The organism is Steroidobacter sp., from assembly GCF_036402275.1.
Taxonomy (GTDB): domain Bacteria; phylum Pseudomonadota; class Gammaproteobacteria; order Steroidobacterales; family Steroidobacteraceae; genus Steroidobacter.
Genome location: NZ_DASWTF010000013.1, coordinates 94,162 through 116,201, shown reverse-complemented (window position 1 = coordinate 116,201; position 22,040 = coordinate 94,162). Strand labels below are relative to the sequence as shown.

At 63.1% G+C, this 22,040-nt stretch carries 24 protein-coding genes; 19 read left to right on the top strand and 5 right to left on the bottom strand.

The window, feature by feature from the left end; genetic code table 11:
- On the top strand, positions 1-360 hold the full coding sequence (locus VGD45_RS05315; protein WP_331154231.1) for a DUF2069 domain-containing protein: 360 nt from the start codon (positions 1-3) through the stop codon (positions 358-360).
- Here VGD45_RS05315 and hda read toward each other — a convergent pair.
- The 3 genes from hda to VGD45_RS05300 are packed head-to-tail and all read right to left on the bottom strand — an operon-like array spanning position 357 to position 2,600.
- A complete protein-coding gene (gene hda / locus VGD45_RS05310; protein WP_331154230.1) occupies positions 357-1,079 on the bottom strand; it encodes a DnaA regulatory inactivator Hda in 723 nt (240 codons plus the stop codon). The genes VGD45_RS05315 and hda overlap by 4 nt on opposite strands.
- A complete protein-coding gene (locus VGD45_RS05305; RefSeq protein ID WP_331154229.1) occupies positions 1,079-1,639 on the bottom strand; it encodes a CDP-alcohol phosphatidyltransferase family protein in 561 nt (186 codons plus the stop codon). The genes hda and VGD45_RS05305 overlap by 1 nt, the downstream gene beginning before the upstream one ends.
- Before the next feature lie 19 nt (positions 1,640-1,658).
- A complete protein-coding gene (locus VGD45_RS05300) occupies positions 1,659-2,600 on the bottom strand; it encodes a DUF2066 domain-containing protein (protein WP_331154228.1) in 942 nt (313 codons plus the stop codon).
- Between the two features lie 150 nt (positions 2,601-2,750).
- Between VGD45_RS05300 and purM the strand changes: the two genes are divergently transcribed.
- From purM to VGD45_RS34055, 5 genes are all read left to right on the top strand, one after another.
- Positions 2,751-3,785, top strand: a complete 1,035-nt coding sequence (gene purM / locus VGD45_RS05295) for a phosphoribosylformylglycinamidine cyclo-ligase (protein WP_331154227.1) — start codon at positions 2,751-2,753, stop codon at positions 3,783-3,785.
- A 6-nt stretch (positions 3,786-3,791) separates the two neighbouring features.
- Entirely contained in the window at positions 3,792-4,472 is a 681-nt protein-coding gene (gene purN / locus VGD45_RS05290) for a phosphoribosylglycinamide formyltransferase (protein WP_331154226.1), read from the top strand.
- An 11-nt stretch (positions 4,473-4,483) separates the two neighbouring features.
- On the top strand, positions 4,484-5,203 hold the full coding sequence (locus VGD45_RS05285; protein WP_331154225.1) for a DUF3108 domain-containing protein: 720 nt from the start codon (positions 4,484-4,486) through the stop codon (positions 5,201-5,203).
- Positions 5,204-5,316: 113 nt separating this feature from the next.
- Positions 5,317-5,532 (top strand): addiction module protein, encoded by a 216-nt coding sequence (locus VGD45_RS05280; RefSeq protein ID WP_331154224.1) that lies wholly within the window; start codon positions 5,317-5,319, stop codon positions 5,530-5,532.
- Entirely contained in the window at positions 5,532-5,825 is a 294-nt protein-coding gene (locus VGD45_RS34055) for a type II toxin-antitoxin system RelE/ParE family toxin (RefSeq protein ID WP_349263218.1), read from the top strand. The genes VGD45_RS05280 and VGD45_RS34055 overlap by 1 nt, the downstream gene beginning before the upstream one ends.
- A 1-nt stretch (position 5,826) precedes the next feature.
- On the opposite strand, the gene dcd is transcribed toward VGD45_RS34055, so the two are convergent.
- Both dcd and apbC read right to left on the bottom strand, forming a co-directional pair.
- On the bottom strand, positions 5,827-6,390 hold the full coding sequence (gene dcd / locus VGD45_RS05275) for a dCTP deaminase (RefSeq protein ID WP_331154223.1): 564 nt from the start codon (positions 6,388-6,390) through the stop codon (positions 5,827-5,829).
- 54 nt (positions 6,391-6,444) lie between these two features.
- Positions 6,445-7,548, bottom strand: coding sequence for an iron-sulfur cluster carrier protein ApbC (apbC, locus tag VGD45_RS05270; RefSeq protein ID WP_331154222.1), 1,104 nt, complete (start codon positions 7,546-7,548; stop codon positions 6,445-6,447).
- A 230-nt stretch (positions 7,549-7,778) separates the two neighbouring features.
- Here apbC and VGD45_RS05265 point away from each other — a divergent pair, with 230 nt between their 5' ends.
- From VGD45_RS05265 to VGD45_RS05205, 13 genes are all read left to right on the top strand, one after another.
- Positions 7,779-10,217: a protein kinase domain-containing protein gene (locus VGD45_RS05265; protein WP_331154221.1), complete on the top strand. Its 2,439-nt coding sequence runs from the start codon at positions 7,779-7,781 to the stop codon at positions 10,215-10,217.
- A gap of 168 nt (positions 10,218-10,385) precedes the next feature.
- Positions 10,386-11,480: a PilT/PilU family type 4a pilus ATPase gene (locus VGD45_RS05260; protein WP_331154220.1), complete on the top strand. Its 1,095-nt coding sequence runs from the start codon at positions 10,386-10,388 to the stop codon at positions 11,478-11,480.
- A gap of 2 nt (positions 11,481-11,482) precedes the next feature.
- Positions 11,483-12,595, top strand: coding sequence for a type IV pilus twitching motility protein PilT (locus VGD45_RS05255; RefSeq protein ID WP_331154219.1), 1,113 nt, complete (start codon positions 11,483-11,485; stop codon positions 12,593-12,595).
- Positions 12,596-12,679: 84 nt separating this feature from the next.
- Positions 12,680-14,788 carry a methionine--tRNA ligase gene (metG, locus tag VGD45_RS05250; RefSeq protein WP_331154218.1) on the top strand — a complete coding sequence of 703 codons (2,109 nt, stop codon included), beginning with the start codon at positions 12,680-12,682 and terminating at the stop codon, positions 14,786-14,788.
- A gap of 24 nt (positions 14,789-14,812) precedes the next feature.
- On the top strand, positions 14,813-15,391 hold the full coding sequence (locus VGD45_RS05245; protein ID WP_331154217.1) for an Rnf-Nqr domain containing protein: 579 nt from the start codon (positions 14,813-14,815) through the stop codon (positions 15,389-15,391).
- An 11-nt stretch (positions 15,392-15,402) separates the two neighbouring features.
- On the top strand, positions 15,403-15,906 hold the full coding sequence (gene rsxB, locus VGD45_RS05240) for an electron transport complex subunit RsxB (RefSeq protein WP_331154216.1): 504 nt from the start codon (positions 15,403-15,405) through the stop codon (positions 15,904-15,906).
- Positions 15,903-17,366: an electron transport complex subunit RsxC gene (gene rsxC / locus VGD45_RS05235; RefSeq protein WP_331154215.1), complete on the top strand. Its 1,464-nt coding sequence runs from the start codon at positions 15,903-15,905 to the stop codon at positions 17,364-17,366. Before rsxB ends, rsxC begins: the two co-directional genes overlap by 4 nt.
- Positions 17,363-18,400 carry an electron transport complex subunit RsxD gene (rsxD, locus tag VGD45_RS05230; protein ID WP_349263217.1) on the top strand — a complete coding sequence of 346 codons (1,038 nt, stop codon included), beginning with the start codon at positions 17,363-17,365 and terminating at the stop codon, positions 18,398-18,400. The genes rsxC and rsxD overlap by 4 nt, the downstream gene beginning before the upstream one ends.
- Positions 18,384-19,022, top strand: a complete 639-nt coding sequence (rsxG, locus tag VGD45_RS05225) for an electron transport complex subunit RsxG (protein ID WP_331154213.1) — start codon at positions 18,384-18,386, stop codon at positions 19,020-19,022. The genes rsxD and rsxG overlap by 17 nt, the downstream gene beginning before the upstream one ends.
- Positions 19,019-19,690 (top strand): Rnf-Nqr domain containing protein, encoded by a 672-nt coding sequence (locus tag VGD45_RS05220; RefSeq protein WP_331154212.1) that lies wholly within the window; start codon positions 19,019-19,021, stop codon positions 19,688-19,690. The genes rsxG and VGD45_RS05220 overlap by 4 nt, the downstream gene beginning before the upstream one ends.
- Positions 19,687-20,433, top strand: a complete 747-nt coding sequence (gene nth, locus VGD45_RS05215; RefSeq protein ID WP_331154211.1) for an endonuclease III — start codon at positions 19,687-19,689, stop codon at positions 20,431-20,433. The genes VGD45_RS05220 and nth overlap by 4 nt, the downstream gene beginning before the upstream one ends.
- Entirely contained in the window at positions 20,430-21,062 is a 633-nt protein-coding gene (locus tag VGD45_RS05210; protein WP_331154210.1) for a M23 family metallopeptidase, read from the top strand. Before nth ends, VGD45_RS05210 begins: the two co-directional genes overlap by 4 nt.
- The gene (locus VGD45_RS05205) at positions 21,059-22,009 is read left to right on the top strand and encodes an SDR family NAD(P)-dependent oxidoreductase (RefSeq protein WP_331154209.1); all 951 of its coding nucleotides are present in this window, start codon (positions 21,059-21,061) and stop codon (positions 22,007-22,009) included. The genes VGD45_RS05210 and VGD45_RS05205 overlap by 4 nt, the downstream gene beginning before the upstream one ends.
- Positions 22,010-22,040 lie beyond the last annotated feature (31 nt).

Below are 22,040 nucleotides of genomic sequence, written 5' to 3'. Positions count from 1 at the left end.
ATGTTGAACACCGACGCCGTGACCGTGCAGCGGACCCGCTTCGCGGTGATCGCAACCATGGTCACGTTGATGGCCGGCCTGATCGTCTGGCGCACCCGATCTGGCGTGTCCGCAGGTGACATTGTGGTCCTCGCCGTGCTGACCGCCCCGCTGTTGTTCGCTCTGCCGCGACTGCTGGCGGGCCATCGACGCACCTACGCGTGGATGACTCTGGCGGTCACGCCTTTTCTGATCGTCGGGATCACCGAAGCCGTCGCCAATCCATCGGAGCGCGCCTGGGCGGGCCTGTGTCTGATCAACGCGTTCGTGTTGTTTGTATTGCTGATCGCTTATCTGCGCGTGACGCGGGCACAGCGTTAAGGCGTCAGTCGACGTTCCAGCACTTCTTTGACGAACGGCACGGTCAAACGACGCTGCGCCACCAGCGACGCCGCATCCAGCTCGTCGAGCACGGCATACAGATGAGTCATGTCACGCGGTAATCGACGCAACATGTATTGAGCGGCTTCGTCCGGCAATTCCAGGCCGCGCAGCTGCGCTCGCAACTGCAAAGCCGCGATCTGTTCGGCCTCGTTCAGAGGTTGCAGCGTCAATACCAGGCCGCCGTTCAGGCGCGAGCCCAGATCGCGCAGTTTGAAAGGCAACGCGGCCGGCGGCATGGCGCCAGCCACCAACAATCGTCCGCCGCGCTCATCGAGCTCTTGATGTAAACGAAACAAGGCGCGTTCCCAAGGTTCGCGACCGGCCACGACCTGCGCATCGTCCAGACAGACGATGGCGAGCTCGCCGAATCCCGCCAGCAGCTCTTCACCGAGATCGATCACATCCGGCAGTGGCAGATAAGCAGCCGTGCGCCCTTCGCGGCTGGCCCGCGCGCAAACGGCCTGCAGAAGATGTGTCTTGCCCACGCCGTGCGCGCCATGAATCCAGATGCAAGTGGGCGCACGGGCTCTGTCCGACGCGTGCAAGGCGAGCAAGGCATCGACCACCGGCTGATTGCGACCGGCGAAATAGCTTTCGAACACCGAGCTGTCGAGCAAGCGGATGCCGAGCGGCAGCTGCCCATGCGATGGAATCATCACGCCAGCCCGCGTTGTCGCCGGCTGGCATCGACCGCCTTACGTGTGTAAGTCACGACGTAATCGATGCCGCTCACGACGGTCGTCACAAACACCAGCGCGCCCAGCACCATCAGCGCGGTGTCCGGCGTCCATTGGCCTGCTTTGGCCGCTACTGCGAGCAGGAGGTACAGAATCTGGCACAGCGTGTTTATCTTGCTGATGACGGTCGGGTTGCCGTGGGGATAGCCATAGAGCGCGTTGTAAGTGATGGCGCCGGCGGTGATTGTCACATCGCGCAGCACTGCGGTTGCCGCCAGCCACACCGGCACGATGTCGAGCACCGCCAGAGTGATGAACACGCTCACCAGCAGGATCTTGTCGGCGAGCGGATCGAGAATCTTTCCCAGCTCCGACATCCAGCCACAGCGTTTGGCCAGAAAGCCGTCCAGCCCGTCGGTGAAGCCTGCGAACGCGAACACCCACAGCGTGAGTTTGTATTCGCCCGCGTTCAGCAGCCAGGCGATGGGCACGACCAGCAGCATGCGCAAAATGCACAGTGCATTGGGAATGTGCCGCATAGGCGCGTTGAGGCGACGCTCAGGGACGATAACGGAACGTGAGACGCTCGCCGACGGGAGCCGCACCGTCGTCCTGCGACACCAGTCGGCTGTCGAGCGCGATCGCGCGACGCAGAGTCGACGCATCGCCGCGCACCGCGAGCTTGAAGCGCATGGTGTCGCCCGACACCTGCTCCAAGGAGACCGCGCGAACCAGGGTCATGCCTTCCAGATAATTCAGCGTGCTCGCGTAGGCGTCGAGATCGCCGATGCCGGACACCTCGACCACGACGTTGCCCAGCGAGGAGCCCGAGGCAGCGAACACTCGAGCGAACGTATCGGCCGCCAGATGAACGCCCTCTTCCAGGCCGCCGCCGACTTGCGAGGAGCCTTCGCTCGAGATCAGCGTCCAGCGCACCGACCCGCCCTGCGCGCGGCCGACCAACGCCGCGTTCGCGCCGTAGCGCTCGGCTTCCTCGAGTGCGGTGGTTTCGTTCATGCCCTGCGGATCCACGGCCGGCCACTTGAGCGGCAGACCGCGCTCACGCGCGGCTTTTTCGAGGATGTCCTTCTGCGCATTCGGCTGATCGCCGCTGATCCAGTGCGTATAGCCATTGGACTCAGTCACGTTCAGCAACACCAGCGTCGCGGGCCGCTCCCGACCCCAGATCGGCAGACCCGCCTCCTGCAGCAGCCGATCCACCGACACGCTGTCGAAACCCACTTGCAGCACGTTGTCGGCGGTGAAGCCGAAGCGTTGGACATATTTACGGGGATCGTTCAACGCCGAGCCGAGACGCGCCGGCGCGTCGCGCTGACCGCTGACTCGCACGACCACGGTCTTCAAGGCGTCCACGAACGCCGCCTCCCGCGCGTTGTTCAGCACCGGCTGATCGGTTTCATAGAGATTCCCGAGCGTCACCGCGCCCACGGGCAGCGCTGCCGTGGCCAGCAGCCACGCCAGGCACAACGACAGACTCATCGACCACCTGGGGATCAACGCCTTTGTCCGGATCATCTCTCGCAACCCATCCTTTAACATTCAGGCCCAAGGCAGCGTCCCACCGCCGGCCGACGGCGTGTAAAATAACACAGCCTACCCTAGACCCCGCCGAGCCCGCGCCCTTAACTTATGCAACCCTCCGAGCCGATCACCTACAAGGACGCTGGCGTCGATATCGAAGCCGGCGACGAACTCGTCGAACGCATCAAACCTGCGGTCAAACGCTCGATGCGCCCGGAGGTGCTGGGCGGCCTGGGCGGCTTCGGCGCGCTGTTCGAGATTCCGCTGGACCGCTACAAGAGACCGGTCCTGGTGTCCGGAACGGACGGCGTCGGCACCAAGCTGCGTCTGGCCATCGAAACCGGCCGGCACGCCACCATCGGCATCGATCTGGTCGCCATGTGCGCCAACGACGTCGTCGTTCAGGGCGCCGAGCCGCTGTTCTTCCTCGATTACTACGCCACCGGCAAGTTGAGCGTCGACGTGGCCGAGACCGTGATCAAAGGCATCGTCGAGGGCTGCGTTCAGGCAGGCGCGGCCCTGATCGGCGGCGAGACCGCCGAGATGCCCGGCATGTATGCCGAGGGCGATTACGACCTCGCCGGCTTCTGCGTCGGCATCGTCGAGAAAGACGCCGTCATCGACGGCCGTAACACGCGTCCCGGCGACGTGATCATCGGCCTGCCCTCCTCGGGCCCGCACTCCAACGGCTACTCGCTGATCCGCAAGTTGATCAAGACCAGCAAGGCGACGACGGCGACCAAGATCGAAGGCGGCCTGCTGTACGACGCGCTGCTCGCGCCGACGCGCATCTACGTGAAGCCGTTGCTCGCGTTGGCCAAGACCGTGCCGGTGCGCAGCTTCGCGCACATCACTGGCGGCGGCCTGACTGAAAACATTCCGCGCGTGATTCCGCATGGGCTCGAAGTGATGCTGAGCTCGCAGACGTGGAAGCAACCTGCGGTGTTCGACTGGTTGCAAAAGGCTGGCAGCATTCCGGCGGCGGAAATGTATAAAACGTTCAACTGCGGCATCGGCATGACGGTGTGCGTGGCCGCCGAACATTGCGACAAGGCGATGCGCACGCTCACCGAGCATGGCGAGAAGCCCGTGGTCATCGGCGAAGTGCGCCGTGGCGACGCCGGCGTCGTCATTCGCAGCTAACGCGGGATGACGTCCGTCACCAGCGGCTCACCGCAGACCAAACTGCCCATCGTCATCCTGATCTCCGGTCGCGGCAGTAACATGCACGCGATCGCGGAGCGGGCTGCGAGCGGCGATCTTCCTGTCGAGATCCGAGCGGTCGTCAGCGACAAAGCGGAGGCGGCGGGACTCGCCACGGCCGCTTCGATGAATATTCCTACCCGCTCGCTGTCGGCGCGCGAGTTTCCCGATCGAGCGAGTTATGACCAGGCGCTCGCCGCGCTGATCGAAAGCTTTCAGCCGCGGCTGGTCGTGCTGGCCGGCTTCATGCGCATCCTGAGCCCGGGGTTCATCGCGGCGTTCTCCGACCGGATTCTGAACATACATCCGTCGCTGCTGCCTTTGTATCGAGGGCTGCATACGCACCGCCGCGCGCTGGAGGCTGGCGACAGCATGCACGGTTGCAGCGTGCACTTCGTCACCGAGGAACTTGACGGTGGGCCGCTCGTTATTCAAGCGCAGGTGAAAGTACGGCCCGGTGACAGTGAAAGCAGCCTTTCAGCGCGAGTTCAGCAGCAGGAACACAGGATCTATTCACAGGCGATCGACTGGTTTGCGCGAGGGCGCTTGCAACTGCGCGAGCAGCGCGCGTGGCTCGATGGCCGCCCGCTGCAGACCCCGGTGATCGAACTGCCTTTGGAAGATTGACGAGGTACTGGATGCGGCGGCTGACACAGTTGATCACGTGCTTGCTCGCGACGCTGTTGTTCGGAACCGCCGCGGGGGCCGACAGCATCTTCCCCAAACCTTTTACTGCCACCTACGAAGTCACATATCGCGGCATGCGCGCCGGACAGCTCACATTCAAGCTGTCGCGCGACGATGCGACTGGCCGCTACACGTACGAGACGACGGCCGATCCCTCGATGCTCGCGCGCTTCGTCATCAGCAGCGCCGCGGTGGAACGCAGCGTGATGGAAATCGGCCCCGACGGCGTGCGCCCCATCGACTGGTCACTCGACGACGGCAAGTCCGGCACGTCCAAGGACGGCAAGCTGCACTTCGACTGGAATAGAAACCTCGCGACCGGCGTCATCGAAGGCGAGAACATCGAGCTGCCTCTGGAAGCCGGCCTGCAGGATCGCCTGTCGATTCAAATCGACGTCGTCACCTCTCTGCTCCGCGGCGAAGAACCCGGCGACATCCCCCTCATCGACGACAACCGGGTCAAACGCTACAGCTACGTGAAAAAAGAAACGGCGTCGATCGACACCAAACTCGGCAAACTCGACACCGTCCTCTACGAAAGCACCCGCCAGGGCTCCAACCGCCAATCCCGCTTCTGGCTCATCCCAGGCCGGGAATACCTCGCCGCCCGCGCCGAACAAGTGCGCAAAGGCAAGGTCGAAACGGTGATGGTGCTGCAGTCGGTTCAATAGCGCGGTTACGCGCGCCACCGCGCGCGAGATGCGCGGAACCCACATGGGACGTGGTCGTAGCCACGACTGGCGCTTCATGCCGACTTGTCTATACTCGGCCCATGGCTATCGCTATGAACGAGCTGACGAACATGCTGATGAGGTTGCCCGATGAGCAACGCGCGCAGCTCGTTGCCAATCTGCTGGCTTCACTGCCCAGCGTGCTGACCGACGAGGATGAAGGTACGGCTGAAGCGCTGCGGCGCGATGCCGAATTGGAAAGCGGCACGGCACGGGCTATTTCGCTCGAAGAACTGGACGCCGCGATCAAAAACCGCCGCCGTGACTAATGCGGCTGACGTTTCATCCAAACGTCGCCTCGGACACCCTTCGGATCATCAGCCACTACGAGGGCCTCGGCGGCCCTAATCTCGCAGAAGAATTTCATGCCGAGCTTCGCGCGACATTTCTAAAAGCGCTCGAAGCACCTCTCACGTACCGGAATCAGGGACGCGAGCTACGCCGCGTCAACCTGCCACGCTTTCCCTATCACTTCCTGTTCCGGATCGTTGGCGATGGCGTGAGAGTCCTCGTCGTTCGTCATCATAGACGTCACCCTTCCTTGGGGACGTCTCGACGGTGAATCAGGCGCGCGGGAGGGTGACGCCTTTTTGGCCTTGGTATTTGCCGCCGCGGTCTTTGTATGAGGTTTCGCAGACTTCGTCGGACTCGAGGAACAGCATCTGCGCGACGCCTTCGTTGGCGTAGATCTTCGCGGGCAGCGTGGTGGTGTTGGAGAACTCGAGGGTGACGTGGCCTTCCCACTCGGGCTCGAGCGGCGTGACGTTCACGATGATGCCGCAGCGGGCATAAGTGGACTTGCCGAGGCAGATCGTGAGCACGTTGCGCGGGATGCGGAAGTACTCGACGGTGCGGGCGAGCGCGAAGGAATTCGGCGGGATGATACAAATATCCGACGTCACGTCGACGAAGCTCTTCGAGTCGAAGTCCTTCGGATCCACGATGGTGGAATTGATGTTGGTGAAGATCTTGAATTCGTTCGCGCAGCGCACGTCGTAGCCGTAGCTCGAGGTGCCGTACGAAATGATTTTCCCGTGGCTGGCGGTGCGCACCTGGCCTGCTTCGAACGGCTCGATCATGCCCTGAGCGGCCATGCGACGGATCCAGCGATCGGACTTGATGCTCATGTTTTATGCAGTGACTGACAAATAAAGGAACGAATAAAGGGGACCGAACGGTGCTCAGGTGTCTTCAACCGAGATGTTCGGGAACGCCGCCGCGGGCTGCAAGCCAGCCACCACCAGACGAGCCGCCGTCCGCCGGGCAAAATCGATATACGCACGACCGAGCTTGCTGTCCGGCTCCGTGACCACGGTGGGCCGGCCGCCATCGGCCTGCTCGCGAATACGAATATCCAGCGGCAGCTCGCCCAGCAGCTCGACACCATACTGTTCGGCCATGCGCCGGCCGCCGCCCGCGCCGAAGATGTGCTCCTCGAAGCCGCAGTTCGAGCACACGTGCGTGCTCATGTTCTCGACCACGCCGAGCACCGGCACCGCGACCTTCTGAAACATTCGCAAACCCTTGCGAGCATCCAGCAGCGCGATGTCCTGCGGCGTCGTCACGATCACCGCGCCGCTGACCGGCACGCGCTGTGACAAGGTGAGCTGAGTGTCGCCCGTGCCAGGCGGCATATCGACGATCAGATAGTCCAGCTCGCCCCAGCGGGTGGTCTCCAGTAATTGCACCAGCGCCTGCGTGACCATCGGCCCGCGCCAGACCATGGGCTGCTCCACATCGACCAGGAAGCCGATGGACATGACCTTGATGCCATAAGCTTCGGGGGCGAACATGGTCCGCTGATCGGGGCTGGTCGGTTTCTCCTGACTGAGCCCCATCATCTGCGGCTGGCTGGGGCCGTAGATATCGGCGTCGAGCAGGCCGACGGCGGCGCCGTCGTGCGCCAGGGCCAGGGCCAGATTGGCCGCGGTGGTGCTCTTTCCCACACCACCCTTGCCCGAGGCGACCGCGATGATGTTACGAATTCCCTGGATGGGCTTGAGATTGTTCTGAACGGTATGCGAGGCGACGCGCCAGCTCACATCGATCTTCACCTGCTTCAGCCAGCCCAGCGACCGCGCCCGGCGCTCCAGCTCGGCAGCGAGCTCGCTCGCGTACTGGCCGGCCGGAAAGCCCAGCTCGACACTCACGGCCGCATCGCCATTGCCGATCTGCACGGCTTTGAGGGTTCCGGCGCGCTCGAGCGTCAGACCGAGGTAAGGATCCACGTAGCTGCCCAGCAGCTCACGCAGCTCAGTTTCATGCACAGTGGTATCGGAACTCATCGAATTGCCGTTCAGGGACCGGCGAAAAACACGGCAACCGCCGCTCGGGGCGCGGATTGTAGCGGATTAAGGCTGCCTCAAATGACCTTCCGACCGATCATTGACAGGGGCGCATCGGCGAGGGCAAATGCCCGACCTGAAGTAGCTGCACGCCAGCCGTGGCATAATGCGCGGCAATATTCGACGCGCACGGCAGCTGCGCCACTAAGAAACGGATACCGGAATACTCGATGAGTTTTTTTTCCGATCTCAGAGCCGAGCGCCTGATCGCCGAGATCCGCGGGATTGGGGACCCGCTGCATCCGGACTCACAGAAAGCGCTTCAGAAGCTCGTCAAGGTCGGCCCGGGCGCCATTCCCAAGATTCTCGACGCGCTGGCGGTGGCGGACCGTAAGGAAACCGCGTCTTATGTGGACATCCTCACCCAGCTGATCGACAACAAGAGCTTTCCCATCCTGGTGCAGGGCATGGCCGACGGCAGTCCCCGCACCATCGCGGCCATCGGCCAGGCGCTCACCGCCAGCCGCAACTACAGCGCCAACCTGCTGATCGAGCTGCTCGGCCGGGACGACATGCCCAAGCCGACCATCCTGGAGGTGATCGCCGCCCAGAAAGGCCGCTTCACGGTGCGCGATCTGCTCCAGCACGCCTACAGCCAGGACGCCAACGAAAAGGCCGCTCTGTTCCGCCTGATCGGCGAGCTGGCGGACGAATCCGCGCTGCCCGAGCTGATCAGCCGGATCGAGGGCAAGGACGCGACCGCGCGCATTCACATCATCAACATCCTGGCTCGCTACAACCGCCCCGAGGTGTCGCAGGCCATCCAAACGCAGCTGCGCGATCCGAATAAGATGATTCGGCAGGCGGCGCTGAATGCGCTGTCGAAAATGGACGGCCCGCTGAACATCGGCCCGATCTGTCAGCTGCTGCGCGATCCGGACCTGGAAGTGGCCAACCGCGCCATCGACGTGGTGGTGCGCGCCAAGGATCCGGACACGATGACTCACCTCATCGACGTGCTCAAGGACGAGAACGAGTACGCACGTCGCGCCGGCGTGGAAGTGCTGAACCATCTCGGCACCGCCAACGACATCAAACATTTGCTCCAGGTCATCAAGGACGACGACTGGTGGGTGCGCACTCGCGCCGCCGACGCGCTCGGCAAGATCGGCGGTCCACGCGTCGTCGACGCGGTGATCGAGCTGATCCGCGACGAGGACGAAGACGTGCGCCGCGCCGCCATCGAAATCCTCAATCAGACCAAGGACGAGCGCGCCGTCAACTTCCTGATCGAAGCCACCAAGGACAAGGACTGGTGGGTCAGCGAGCGCGCCGTCGACGCGCTGGCGGAAATCGGCAGCAAAAAAGCCGTGCCCGCGCTGATCGATCTGCTGAAGACCGATAACACGCGTTCACTGCCAACGGTGGCGCGCGCGCTCGGGAAGTTGGGCGACACGCGTGTCATCGAATCCTTGGTGACTCTGCTCGATCGGCCCGAGAAAGAGATCAAAGTCGAGGTCATCAACGCCCTCGCCCGCCTCGCCGACGACAAACGCGCCGACGCCGTGCGCAGCTACATTCAAGCGGCGGGATCCGGCACCAACGATCCCACCATAGAGCACGCCGCGGTTCGCGCCATCGAAGATATCGACCTGCGCTACTCGAGCACGGCTGTTGCCGCGGCCATCAAGGCCGGCCGCACTCACATTGAACCGGCTCGCACCGGCAAGACCGGCGCCGCCGAACCGGCGCGCACGCTGCTCATCGATCGCGGCGATGTCGATCAGGTGATCAAAAAGGCCGAAGAGGCTGCCGCCGCCACGGCCAAGCTCGACATCGGCACGCTCAAGCCGGGCGACGTGGTGGAAGGCCGTTACAAGTTCATCGAGAAGATCGGCAAGGGCGCGTTCGGCACCGTGCTGCTGATGGAAGACACGGTGGTCGAGGAGCGGCTGATCCTGAAGTTCCTGAACCCGAACGTGGCGCAGGACGAAGAAATGATGAAACGTTTCGTGCACGAGCTGCGCTACTCGCGGAAGATCACGCACCGGAACGTCATCCGCATTTATGACTTCCTGTACATGCGCGGCAACTACGCCATCTCCATGGAGTACTTCCCGTCGCACACCCTGGGCAGCGAAATCGTCAACGAAAAGCCGCTGCCCCTGCCGCGCGCCATCAAGTACGGCATCGATATCTGCACCGGCATGGCCATCGCGCACCAGGCCGGCATCGTGCATCGTGACTTGAAGCCCGCGAACATCCTCATCAACAACGAGGGACTGCTCAAGATCGTGGACTTCGGCGTGGCCGCCGCCCAGAAGGAAGGCGATACGCAGCTCACCAAGACCGGCTATGTCATCGGCTCGCCGAAATACATGGCCCCCGAGCAGATCCTGGGCAAGAAGGTCGACGACCGCGCCGACATCTACAGCGTCGGCGTGATCCTCTATGAAATGGTCACTGGCGTGCCGCCCTACAGCCGCGGCGACCACATGTCGGTCATGTATCAGCACGTCCAGGGCAAGGCGAAGTCGGCCATCGAGGTCAACCCACAGCTGCCCAGGCCATTGTCAGAGCTGGTCAGCAAGGCCATGGCGGTGGACAAGGCCAAGCGCTACCAGAGCATGGACGAGCTGCGCCAGGCGCTGGAACAGGCGCTGGCCTGAGTCTTCGTCGGCGCTCGGCGACGCCCCTAACGTAGTTTAGGGGTTTGACTCACCGTAACCACTGATCGTCGCTCATGCCCCGCTAGTCCGAATCCGAGTGGCGGCCACCCAGCTTTACACGGTAGGCTGCAGCCCGCCACGGATTTCAAAGACCTGCATGTCGTTCGCATGGCCCGAATAGACGCCTTCCTCAAGCTCGGCACCGACCAAGGCTGCTCCGACATCCACTTCGCCGTCGGGCTGCCGCCCATGCTCCGGATGCATGGCGACCTGTTGCCCATCAAGTTCCGCGATCTGAGTCAGTCGGAGCTCGAGGGCTACATCGTCGAGATCATGAGCCGCGGCAATCAGGACCAGCTGCGGCGGGGCCACGATGTCGACTTCTCCTATGTCTCGTCCACGGGCGGCCGTTTCCGCGTCAACGTGTTTCGCAAGGAAACGGGCGTCGGCGCGACCTTCCGGGCGATTCCTTCGAATGTGCCGACCATCGACCGGCTGGCGCTGCCGCCCATCGTCAAAAAGCTGTGCGACAACCATCAGGGCATGATCCTGGTGACCGGCTCCACCGGCACCGGCAAGTCCACCACCCTGGCGGCGATGATCGATTACCTCAACTCGACGCGGCGGCTGAACATCATCAGCCTGGAAGATCCGATCGAGTTCGTGCACAAGAGCAAACAAAGTCAGGTCATCCAGCGCGAATTGAACACGCACCTGCCCTCCTTCTCCGAGGGCGTGCGCGCGGCCATGCGTGAGGATCCCGACGTGATTCTGGTCGGCGAATTGCGAGACGCCGACACGATTCGCTGGGCGATGACCGCCGCGGAGACCGGACACCTGGTGCTGGGCACGTTGCATACGACCGGCGCGGTGAAGACCATCGACCGTATCGTCGACGCGCTGCCGGCCGACGAGCGCGAGCAGACCAAGGCGTTCCTGGCGAACAGCCTGATCGCCGTGATCACGCAGGTGCTGGTGAAGACCGCCGACCAACGCGGCCGCAAGGCCATCTGCGAAATCATGGTGGTGACGCGCGCCATCGGCAAACTGATCATGACCGATCAGACCCACCAGATTCCCTCGCAGCTGCAGATGGGCAAGGACCTGGGCATGCAGATGCTCGACCAGTCGCTGCTCGCCAACGTGCAGGCCAAGGAAATCGATCCCGACGACGCCTACGTGTACGCGAACGACAAGAAACTGTTCGCGCGCTTCGTCACCGACACCAGCGTGTTGCCCAAGCTCGACCTGGCGCCCGGCTAATCATGAGCACTGAACCCAGCCAAGCCGTAGCCGCGACGCAAAGCACGTATGTGCCGCGTCGTATCGACGAATTCCTCAAGGAAGTGCTGAGCAAGAACGGCTCGGACCTGCATTTCATCGCGGGCGATCCGCCGCGCATTCGTTTGTATGGCGAGTTGCACAACCTGCGGCCGGAGCCGCTGACTGCGCAGTTCGTCGAAGAAACATTGCGCGAAATCATGCCTCGCGCGGCCCAGATTCGCCTCGAAGAGAAACATGGTGCCGACTTCGCCTACATCATTCCGGGCGTCTCGCGCTTCCGCGTCAACGTGATGCGGCATTTGTACGGCCTGGGCTGCGTGTGCCGCGCCATTCCGTCCAAGGCGCTGACGCTGGATCAGCTCAACGCGCCCGATGCGATCCGCAACCTCTGTAAGGTGAACAACGGGCTGATCCTGGTCACCGGCAAGACCGGCTCGGGCAAGTCGACCACGCTCGCGGCGATGATCGACGACATGAACATGCGGCTGAAGGGCCACATCCTCACCATCGAAGACCCCATCGAATTCGTCCATCAGCGCAAGAACTGCCTGGTGAGCCAGCGCGAGATCGGCACGCATAGCCCGTCGTTCGCCGAAGCGTTGCACTCCGCTCTGCGTGAGGATCCGGACGTGATTCTGGTCGGCGAGTTGCGCGACTACGAGACCATGAGCATTGCCGTTACGGCAGCCGAGATGGGCATCCTGGTGATGGGCACGTTGCACACCAACGGCGCCGCGCCGACGGTGGACCGCATCGTGAACGCGTTCCCCGCGGATAAGCAGTCGCACGTACGCGCGATGCTCTCGACCTCGCTGCGAGGCGTGATCTCGCAGCAGCTGATCCCCAAAGCCGGCAAGGCCGGCCGTGTCGCGGCCCATGAGATCCTGGTGAACACCCCGGCGGTGGCGAACCTGATCCGCCAGGGCAAGCTCGACCAGCTCGAGAACGCCATGCAGAGCGGCGCGGCCCACGGCATGCGCCTGATGGACAGCGCCATCCAGGAATTGCTCGACAAGGGCGTCATCAGCGGCAAGTCGGCCTACCTGAAGGCCATCAACAAGGCCAAGTTCGAGCAGTTCAAGGACATGGGCTGAATCACTTCGTTGCCGAAGTGACTTCGATACCGGAGCCGTTTGGCGCATAATTCGGCTCCTTTGCCGCCGCCTTCCCGCGCCTAAATGACTGCCGCACCTCGTAATTATTTCGTCACGACGGCCCTGCCGTACGCCAATGGCCCATTCCACATCGGCCACATCATGGAGTACATCCAGGCCGACATCTGGGTGCGGTTCCAGCGCCTGCAGGGCCACAAGGTCCACTGGATGGGCGCGGACGACGCGCACGGCGCGCCCATCATGCTCAAGGCCGAAGCCGAAGGCATCCCTCCCGAGGAACTGGTCGGGCGCATCGCCGCCGGCCGGCCGCGCTCGCTCAACGGCTTCCTGCTGAGCTTCGATCACTGGCACTCGACCCACTCGGCCGAGAACACCGAGCTGTCGCAGGAGATCTATCGCGCCCTGAAGGCCAGCGATCTGATCTATCGCAAGCCGGTGGAGCAGTTCTTCGACCCGGTGAAGAACATGTTCCTGGCGGACCGTTACATCAAGGGCGAATGCCCGAACTGTCACTCCAAGGATCAGTACGGGGACGCTTGCGAGGTCTGCAGCTCGGTGTACGCGCCGACCGATCTGATCAACCCGTACTCGACGCTGTCCGGCGCCAAGCCGGTGCGCAAGAGCTCGGATCATTTCTTTTTCAAACTGTCCGACCCGCGCTGCGTGGAGTTCCTCAACGAGTGGACCAAACGTTTGCAGCCGTCGGTGGCGAACAAAGCCAGCGAATGGCTCAGCGGCAAGGGCGATCAGGAACTGGGCGACTGGGACATCTCCCGCGACGCGCCCTACTTCGGCATTCCCATTCCGGACGCGCCGGGCAAATATTTCTATGTGTGGCTGGACGCGCCGGTCGGCTATCTCGCCTCGCTCAAGAACTATTTCACCAGCGGTAAAGCCAAAGCGAACGGCGAGCTGCGCAGTTTCGACGAGTTCCTGAAAGCGGACGACGTCCAGCAGATCCATTTCATCGGCAAGGACATCATCTATTTCCACACGCTGTTCTGGCCCGCGATGCTGAAGTTCGCCGGTCGTAAGACTCCGGACAACGTTTACGTGCACGGCTTCATCCAGGTGGGCGGCGCGAAGATGTCCAAGTCGCGGGGCACCGGCCTGAGCCCCGTCCGCTATCTCGACCTCGGCATGAATCCCGAGTGGCTGCGTTACTATCTCGCGGCCAAGCTCAATGCGTACGTCGAGGACATTGATTTCAATCCGGACGACTTCGTCGCCCGCGTGAACTCGGACCTCGTCGGCAAGTACGTGAACATCGCCAGTCGCTGCGCAGGTTTCATCACCAAACGTTTCGGCGGGAAGCTCGGCGCGCTCGATCCGGCCGCGCGACAGCTGCAGCAGGATTTCACGAGCGCCAGCGAATGCTGGGACCGCATCGGCGAGTTGTACGAAGGCCGCGAGTTTGGCAAGGCGATGCGCGAGATCGGCACGCTGCTCGACCGCGTGAATCAATACATCGATTCGGCCAAGCCTTGGGAACTGGCGAAAGTCGCCGGCGAAGAGCAGCGGCTGCATCAGGTGTGCTCGACCAGCCTGAACTTCTTCTGGTATCTCACGGTGCTGTTGGCGCCCGTGCTGCCTGAAACCGCCCGCAAGGTGCAGGGTTTCCTGCGTTTGAGCGATGCGCAGATGCGCTGGGGCCAGCACAGCTGGCTGCCGGCAGGTCATGAGATCGGTGCGTACGAGCATCTGCTCCAGCGCGTCGATCCCAAGCAGCTCCTCGCCCTGTTCGACACGGGCGAGCCCGAAGTGAAGCCGACCGCCAAGGCGACGACCGTTGCGTCGACGACGCCGGCGAAGCCGGAAGCTAAAGCCGATGCCGACGCTCCGGCGGCGGAAATCGCGATCGAAGATTTCACCAAGCTCGACCTGCGCATCGCCAAGGTGCTCGCGGCCGAAGCGGTGGAAGGCTCGGACAAGCTGCTCAAGCTCACGCTCGACGTGGGCGACAGTCAGCGCACGATTTTCTCCGGCATCCGTTCGGCCTACGCACCCGAGCAACTGGTCGGGCGCTTCACGCTCGTGCTGGCGAACCTCAAGCCGCGGAAGATGCGCTTCGGCACTTCCGAAGGCATGGTGTTGTCCGCCGGCCCCGGGGGCAAAGAGATCTTCCTGCTGTCGCCCGACTCCGGCGCGACCGCAGGCATGAAGGTGAAATAGCAACGCGGCGGCACCGCCAAAACCATGTCCGCGCTCCTGCTCATCCTGCTCAGTGCCGTGCTCGTAAACGTGACGGCATTGACGCGCATGCCGTCATGGCGGCCTTTCGAGGCGGTCACCGGGACGTATCGAGGAGCGCAAGCGTTGGCGGTCGCCTCGCTGATCGCCGTGCCCGCTGTCGCGGCAATCACATGGACGCTCTCGAAGCTGCTGCTGGAGCCGAACGATCTGGGCTATCTGCGAACATTGGCTTTTGTCGTCGTGGCGCTGATCGTCGTGCCTTTGGTGGAACTGGTGCTGCGCCGTGACGGTCGCTTGCGCCCCCAGCGCCCGGGATTCACATTGCTGCTGACAGCGAACTCCGCGGTGCTCGGCGTGGCCCTGATGGTGAATTCACGCATGCAAAACGTCTTCGACGCCGTGGGATTCTCCATCCTGGCCGCCGCTGCTCTGGGGTTTCTCTTGCTGGCGTTCGCAGCCATGCATGAACGGTTGCAACAAGCCGATGTGCCGAGTGTGTTCCGGGACGCGCCGCTGGCGCTGGTGAGCACCGGCATCATGGCGCTGGCGTTCATGGGCTTTACTGGACTGATCCAGGAATAGACGCGTTCGCGATGATCACCGCGCTCGTCACCATCATCCTACTAGCCACATTGGCGGGTCTCGCCACCGTGGCGACGGCGAAGCACGTCGAAGAAATATCGCTGGTGGACCGTATCGACGCGCTATTGCCGCAGACCCAATGTCGCCGTTGCACCTTCGAAGGCTGTCGCCCCTACGCCGAAGCCATCGCGCATGGCACAGCGGATATCAATCAGTGCCCGCCCGGCGGCGAGCGCACCGCCAAGGCGCTCGCACGGCTCATGGGAGTGGAGCCCAAGCCGGTCGGGAAGGAATTCGGCACCGTGCCGGACTATCCCGCCGTGGCCGTCATCGACGAAAGCACGTGCATCGGCTGCACCAAGTGCATTCAAGCCTGCCCGGTCGACGCCATCGTCGGCGCTTCACGTCACATGCACACGGTCATCGCCGCCGATTGCACGGGATGTGAGTTGTGCATTCCGCCCTGCCCCGTCGATTGCATCGTGATGCGTCCCGCACCGGGCGTCATGCAATGACCAGCAGCCAGGCACTCCGCGGCGGCCTGCGGATCGAAGCTCACAAGCAGCGATCCACCAAACATCACATTCGCACGGCAAGCCACAGCGAGCATTACGTCATCCCGCTCGATCAGCATTCAGGGCGGCCCGCCCTGCCGCTGGTGAAGGTGGGTGAGCACGTTCGCATGTATCAACCGATCGCACAGCCCGCGCCGGGGATCAGCGCGTGGCTACATGCACCCGCCTCGGGCGAAGTCGTTGCGATCGAGCCTCGTCCAGCGCCTCATCGTCTTGGCGCACCCACCTTGAGCATCGTGATCGCGAACGACTGGTGCGACGAACCGTTCGACAATGCCGCCGCCATCGTGTCATTCGAACAAATCTCACCCAAGGAAGCCTGCGAGCACATCGCCCGCGGGGGCATCGTCGGCCTTGGTGGGGCCGCCTTTCCTACAGCAAACAAACTCGAAAGCTCGCTGTGCGAGAACGGTCCGCAGTTGTTGCTCAATGGCGCCGAGTGCGAGCCGTACATCAGCTGCGATGAAGTGTTGATGCGCGAACGCGCCGAGGACATCGTGTTTGGCGCGCGGGCTCTGTTACATGCGCTTTGTGCTCCGAACTGCACGATCGCCATCGAAGACGACGTCCCAGAGGCGCAAGCTGCGCTAGTCAAGGCCATCGACAAAGCCGGCGACTCTCGAATCCGCATCAGGGTCGTGCCGGCGATCTATCCTGCCGGCGGCGAACGGCAATTGATCGCGACCGTGTTCGACGCCGAGGTGCCGCACGATGGCTTGCCCGCCGACATCGGCGTCGTATGCCAGAACGTCGGCACAGCCGCTGCCATCGCACGCTGGCTTCGCGATCGTCAGCCATTGGTCAGCCGCATCGTTACCGTCACCGGCGACGGGGTGCGTGATGCGACCAATCTGGAAACGCGCATCGGCACTCCCTTCGCGAGCCTGATCGCCGATTGCGGCGGCTACACCGAGCGGATGTCACGTCTCATTATGGGCGGTTCGATGATGGGCACACCCCTGCCCCACGACGATCTGCCCGTCATCAAAGCGACCAACTGCATCGTCGCGGCTTCCGCCCTCGATCTGCAGCCGCGCGGGCCGGAGATGCCCTGCATTCGTTGTGGCGCCTGCTCTCAAGTGTGCCCCGCGTTTCTGCTTCCCCAACAGCTGTATTGGTACCTGCAGCCGTTCAATGGCGAGCAACTCGAACGCCACGGCCTGCTCGATTGCATCGAATGCGGCTGCTGCGATTACGTCTGCCCGAGTCAGATCCCGCTCGCCGAGCGCTTCCGTGAATCCAAACCTCTGCTGATCCGCGAGCTCGACAGCCGCCACAACGCCGACGCTGCCCGCGCGCGCTTCTACGCCCGCAACGAGCGACTCGAACGTCTCGAAGCCGAGCACCGTGCGAAACTCGCCGAAAAACGACGACCCAAAAGCGAGCCGTCCTCCTCATGATCTTCCCAACCGCACCGGCACCGCACGTAGTTGCGCCTGACAGTGTCGGTCGGGTCATGCGGATCGTTTTATATGCGTTGCTGCCGACGGTCGTCCTGCATGTGGCATTCTTTGGCGTGGGATTGTTGCTGCAGATCGCGCTGGGCTCGGCAACCGCGCTGGTCACCGAAGCGGTGGCGTTGCGGCTGAGACGGAAGCCGCTCGAGCCCTTCTTGAAAGACGGCAGCGCCATCGTGACAGCCACGCTGCTTGCGCTGTGCCTGCCGCCACTCGCGCCCTGGTGGTTGATCGTCAGCGGCACGGCGTTCGCCATCCTGCTTGCGAAACATCTGTACGGCGGGCTCGGAGCCAATCCGTTCAATCCGGCGATGGTGGGCTACGCGGTGTTGCTCGTTTCGTTTCCGGTGCAGCTGCTGCAATGGTTGCCGCCCGCCGGCATGGACATCGAGCACGTCAAGCTCACGGTCGGCGAAACCATCGGCGCCATACTCACTGGCTCGTTGCCATCGCGGCTGACGTGGGATGCCGTGACATCGCCGACGCCGCTCGATGCGTTACGCACGAATCTGAAAATGGGCATGACCATGGCCGAGGCGCAGGCAGCGCCCATCTTCGGCACGTTGGGCGGCCGCGGCTGGGAATGGATCAATCTGGCGACGCTTGCTGGCGGCATCGCGTTGCTCGCGCTACGGATCATCCGTTGGCACATTCCGGTCGCCATGCTCAGCGCCATCGTCGTGTGCGCGTCCTTGATGTATGTCGTCGATCCCGGCGCCTACGCGGGGCCGATCTTCCATCTCACCTCGGGGGCGAGTCTGCTCGGGGCGTTCTTCATCGCCACCGATCCCATTTCGGCGGCGACCAGCGATCGGGGCCGGCTGATTTACGGCGCCGGCATCGGCGTGCTGACATACGTCATCCGCACGTGGGGCGGCTATCCGGACGGCGTCGCCTTCGCCGTGCTGCTGATGAATCTTTCCGTGCCGCTGATCGATCGTTATACGATTCCACGCATCTATGGCCACGCCCGCTGACAAGCGATCCATCGCTATTCCTATAGCGACCCTGGCCATCGTCGCGGCCTTTTTCACGGTGGGTCTGGTGGTCATCGCGAATGTCACACGCGAGCGGATCGCCCGCAACCAGCAGGCGTGGATCAAAGAGCACCTGGACGCGCTGGTCTCGCCACAGAGCTACGACAACGATCCTCTCCTCGATATCACGGAGGTCACTGCGCCCGATCTGCTCGGGACGGCAGCTCCGGTGACGGCCTATCGCATGCGCAAGGCAGGCCTGCCGGTCGCGGTGGCGATCCGCTCCATCGCACCAGACGGTTATCGCGGGCCGCTCGAACTGTTGGTGGCGATCGCGCCGGGCGGACAGCTGCTGGGGGTGCGGGTCATCCGCCACAATGAAACACCGGGACTCGGCGACGCGTTCGAGAACCGCGATGCCGACTGGCTGGAAAAGTTTCGCGGTCTGTCACTGACCAAGCCGCCACAACAGCGCTGGAGCGTGCGACGTGACGGCGGCGAGTTCGACGCCTTCACCGGCGCGACCATCACGCCTCGCGCCATCGTAAAAGCAGTGCGCCGCACGCTGGAGTTCTATCAGGGCAACGAAGATCGCTTGTATCAGGATGGCAAGCCGCAATGAGTACGCCAGCTCCCGATACGATCGACACGCTCGCGATCGCGCCGTCAGCGAGCCGGCAAGCACCGACGCGCGCTGCGTTCGGTAGCACCGTGCAATTGCTCGCGCTGTGCCCGCTGCTCGCTGTGAGCGACACCGTCGTGAAGGCCGTCGGATTCAGCGTCATCGTTTTGTTATTGCTGCCGCTAGCGACGGTGTTGCTCGGCGGCATGCGTCGATGGCTGGATGAGACCATCGTCCTGCCAGCCAGCCTGCTCGGCACCGCCGGGCTCGTGACCGCGGCCGAGTTGCTGATGCGCGCCTGGTTCCATGATCTGGGCCAGTCCTTCGGCGTATTTCTGCCGCTGCTGGCAGTAAACATCGTCGTGGTCGATCACATCCGGGCGCCTGATCGCGGCCGCGTGGAGGCCGTCACCCGCAGCTTACGTATCGCCGTCGGTATCGCCCTGACGCTACTCGTTCTCGGCTTCGCCCGCGAACTGGTCGGCCGCGGCTCGCTCCTGAACGGCGCGGCCGCGTTAGGAAGTTGGGCGGAACGATTGGAGATCAATGTGTTCAGCGTCGACATGGGCTTTCTGCTCGCGATGCTGCCGCCCGGCGCGTTCATTTCGCTCGGCCTGCTGATCGCCGCGCGTAACTGGCTGGCTCGCCGCAATGCTGACCGACCATGAATAGAAAAAAGATTGCCGCCATTTTCGAGCGCCTCAAAGCAGCCAACCCGAAGCCGACCACCGAACTGGAATATTCCACGCCGTTCGAGCTGCTGATCGCCGTGATCCTGTCCGCTCAGGCCACCGACAAGAGCGTCAACCTCGCCACGCGTGAGCTGTACAAGCATGCGAACACGCCTCAGGCCATCCTGGATCTCGGCGTGGAGGGACTGTCCCGCTACATCAAGACCATCGGCCTGTTCAACACCAAGGCGAAGAACGTGATCGCCACCTGCAAGATTCTGGTCGAACAGCACGGCGGCACGGTGCCCGAGTCACGCGAAGCGTTGGAAGCCCTGCCTGGCGTCGGCCGCAAGACCGCGAACGTGATCTTGAACACCGCCTTCGGCCACCCGACCATCGCCGTCGACACCCACATCTTTCGCGTCTCGAACCGCACCGGCCTCGCGCCCGGCGACAATGTACGGATGGTCGAGGATCACTTGCTGAAAGTGGTGCCGCCGGAGTACGCGCACGACGCCCACCACTGGCTGATCCTGCACGGTCGTTACACTTGCATCGCTCGCAAGCCAAAGTGCCCGGAGTGCGTCATCCTCGATCTCTGCGAATACAAACAAAAGACACAGCCCGAGCAGCCACGCGAAAAGCGCAGCATCTTCGCCAAGCCGCCCGTCAAGGCTGCGGCTCGGTCACGCAAGAAGTCCCGTCCACGATCAACCGTCAAAACGCGAGGGACCGCATGAAACACAACTATCGACTCGCGCTATCGATCACTGTCGCCGCGCCGCTCGCGCTCGCCGCGACTACCGCGCCGCCGCTTCCGGACAGCGCCGGCGTCTATCGATTGCCCTACGCCGACGGCACTCACATCAAGATCTTCGACGACGCGAGCACGCACCGGCCCTACGGCCGCATCGATATGACCGGCGCCGAAGGCAAGGCGCCGTATCGGATCGTCGCGGCGGCCGACGGCCAGGTCATGGCGATTCAGGACAATTACGGCGAGCAGCAAAGCGGCCGCGCCGCCGCCGACTGCCGCAATAATTTCATCTGGATCGCGCATGACAACGGCGAGTGGACCAACTATTCGCATCTGCGCCAGGGCTCGATCAGCCAGGGCGCCAAGCTGCGCGTGGGCGACCGCGTCAAGGCCGGGACCTATCTGGGCGACGAAGGCACGGTCGGCTGCTCCATGCTCGAGCACCTGCATTTCGAAGTGGCCGTGCCCGATGCAAACAAACCCATCGACGCCGGCGGTTTTTTGCTGGACAACGACAACAGCAAACGAGAACGCAACGCGCGCTTTTGCAACGTCACCGGCGCCGTGATCAAGAATCAGACTTACATCGCCGCAGCGTGCCCGGTGTCATGAAGCGACGTGCCTTTCTTCAACAAGCCTCCCTTGCGGCCGTCGCAAGCTACGCCTCCATACCCTCGTGGGCTAAGACGCCATCATCCTCATTCACTCGCTCATCGACCGCCGAGCAAGTCACAGCAGGATTGAACCTGACCGGCAAGACTGCGGTGGTGACCGGCTGCAACTCCGGCATCGGCTTCGAAACCATGCGCGTGCTGGCACTGCGTGGCGCGCATGTCATCGGCACCGCGCGCACGATGGAAAAGGGCAAAGCGGCCTGCGGCCAGGTCAAGGGCAAAGCGACCCCCGTCGCCCTGGAGCTGACGGATTTCGCTTCTGTCGTCGCCTGCGCGAACGCGATCCGGGCCATGAATGTGAACATCGACATGCTGATTCTCAACGCCGGCATCACCCTCGCCGACTGGCAGCAGGTGAATGGCATCGAGAAACAATTCGTCGTGCATCATCTCGGACATTTCATTCTCACCAATCGAGTGCTCGATCGTGTCATCGCCGCGGAACAAGGTCGCGTCGTGACGGTCGGTAGCGGCAATCATCGCGACGCGCCTGAAGGTGGCATCCAGTTCGACGATCTGTCCGGTCGCGGCTGGCACAAAAAAGCCTACGCTCACTCGAAATTGGCCAACGGCCTGTTCTCGTTGGAACTGTCACAGCGCCTACGGAACACGCGCGCGACCTCGAACTGCCTCAGTCCGGGCCCGGTGGACACGAACATCCGTCGCGATCTGCCCGCCAGCGCCTTCCCTCCCAATCTGAAAACGCCGGCGCAGGGCGCAGCCACTGTTTGTTACGTCGCCGCCCATCCGAACCTGAAGCATGTCACTGGCGAATACTTCGCGGACTGCAATCCGGCCCAGCAAAGCGCGTATCAAACAGACCGGGCAATGGCGGCAAAGCTGTGGGAAGTATCGGCGCGCCTGACGCGCCCGTACCTGATCTGACGCTGCCCTGAGGATCCCGCAGAGGCTAGAA

What these genes read in the sequence shown, in the direction of transcription:
- VGD45_RS05315 (WP_331154231.1), top strand. Translation starts at nt 1, where the DNA reads ATGTTGAACACCGACGCCGTGACCGTGCAGCGGACCCGCTTCGCGGTG.
- hda (WP_331154230.1), bottom strand. Translation starts at nt 1,079, where the DNA reads ATGATTCCATCGCATGGGCAGCTGCCGCTCGGCATCCGCTTGCTCGAC.
- VGD45_RS05305 (WP_331154229.1), bottom strand. Translation starts at nt 1,639, where the DNA reads ATGCGGCACATTCCCAATGCACTGTGCATTTTGCGCATGCTGCTGGTC.
- VGD45_RS05300 (WP_331154228.1), bottom strand. Translation starts at nt 2,600, where the DNA reads ATGAGTCTGTCGTTGTGCCTGGCGTGGCTGCTGGCCACGGCAGCGCTG.
- purM (WP_331154227.1), top strand. Translation starts at nt 2,751, where the DNA reads ATGCAACCCTCCGAGCCGATCACCTACAAGGACGCTGGCGTCGATATC.
- purN (WP_331154226.1), top strand. Translation starts at nt 3,792, where the DNA reads ATGACGTCCGTCACCAGCGGCTCACCGCAGACCAAACTGCCCATCGTC.
- VGD45_RS05285 (WP_331154225.1), top strand. Translation starts at nt 4,484, where the DNA reads ATGCGGCGGCTGACACAGTTGATCACGTGCTTGCTCGCGACGCTGTTG.
- VGD45_RS05280 (WP_331154224.1), top strand. Translation starts at nt 5,317, where the DNA reads ATGAACGAGCTGACGAACATGCTGATGAGGTTGCCCGATGAGCAACGC.
- VGD45_RS34055 (WP_349263218.1), top strand. Translation starts at nt 5,532, where the DNA reads ATGCGGCTGACGTTTCATCCAAACGTCGCCTCGGACACCCTTCGGATC.
- dcd (WP_331154223.1), bottom strand. Translation starts at nt 6,390, where the DNA reads ATGAGCATCAAGTCCGATCGCTGGATCCGTCGCATGGCCGCTCAGGGC.
- apbC (WP_331154222.1), bottom strand. Translation starts at nt 7,548, where the DNA reads ATGAGTTCCGATACCACTGTGCATGAAACTGAGCTGCGTGAGCTGCTG.
- VGD45_RS05265 (WP_331154221.1), top strand. Translation starts at nt 7,779, where the DNA reads ATGAGTTTTTTTTCCGATCTCAGAGCCGAGCGCCTGATCGCCGAGATC.
- VGD45_RS05260 (WP_331154220.1), top strand. Translation starts at nt 10,386, where the DNA reads ATGGCCCGAATAGACGCCTTCCTCAAGCTCGGCACCGACCAAGGCTGC.
- VGD45_RS05255 (WP_331154219.1), top strand. Translation starts at nt 11,483, where the DNA reads ATGAGCACTGAACCCAGCCAAGCCGTAGCCGCGACGCAAAGCACGTAT.
- metG (WP_331154218.1), top strand. Translation starts at nt 12,680, where the DNA reads ATGACTGCCGCACCTCGTAATTATTTCGTCACGACGGCCCTGCCGTAC.
- VGD45_RS05245 (WP_331154217.1), top strand. Translation starts at nt 14,813, where the DNA reads ATGTCCGCGCTCCTGCTCATCCTGCTCAGTGCCGTGCTCGTAAACGTG.
- rsxB (WP_331154216.1), top strand. Translation starts at nt 15,403, where the DNA reads ATGATCACCGCGCTCGTCACCATCATCCTACTAGCCACATTGGCGGGT.
- rsxC (WP_331154215.1), top strand. Translation starts at nt 15,903, where the DNA reads ATGACCAGCAGCCAGGCACTCCGCGGCGGCCTGCGGATCGAAGCTCAC.
- rsxD (WP_349263217.1), top strand. Translation starts at nt 17,363, where the DNA reads ATGATCTTCCCAACCGCACCGGCACCGCACGTAGTTGCGCCTGACAGT.
- rsxG (WP_331154213.1), top strand. Translation starts at nt 18,384, where the DNA reads ATGGCCACGCCCGCTGACAAGCGATCCATCGCTATTCCTATAGCGACC.
- VGD45_RS05220 (WP_331154212.1), top strand. Translation starts at nt 19,019, where the DNA reads ATGAGTACGCCAGCTCCCGATACGATCGACACGCTCGCGATCGCGCCG.
- nth (WP_331154211.1), top strand. Translation starts at nt 19,687, where the DNA reads ATGAATAGAAAAAAGATTGCCGCCATTTTCGAGCGCCTCAAAGCAGCC.
- VGD45_RS05210 (WP_331154210.1), top strand. Translation starts at nt 20,430, where the DNA reads ATGAAACACAACTATCGACTCGCGCTATCGATCACTGTCGCCGCGCCG.
- VGD45_RS05205 (WP_331154209.1), top strand. Translation starts at nt 21,059, where the DNA reads ATGAAGCGACGTGCCTTTCTTCAACAAGCCTCCCTTGCGGCCGTCGCA.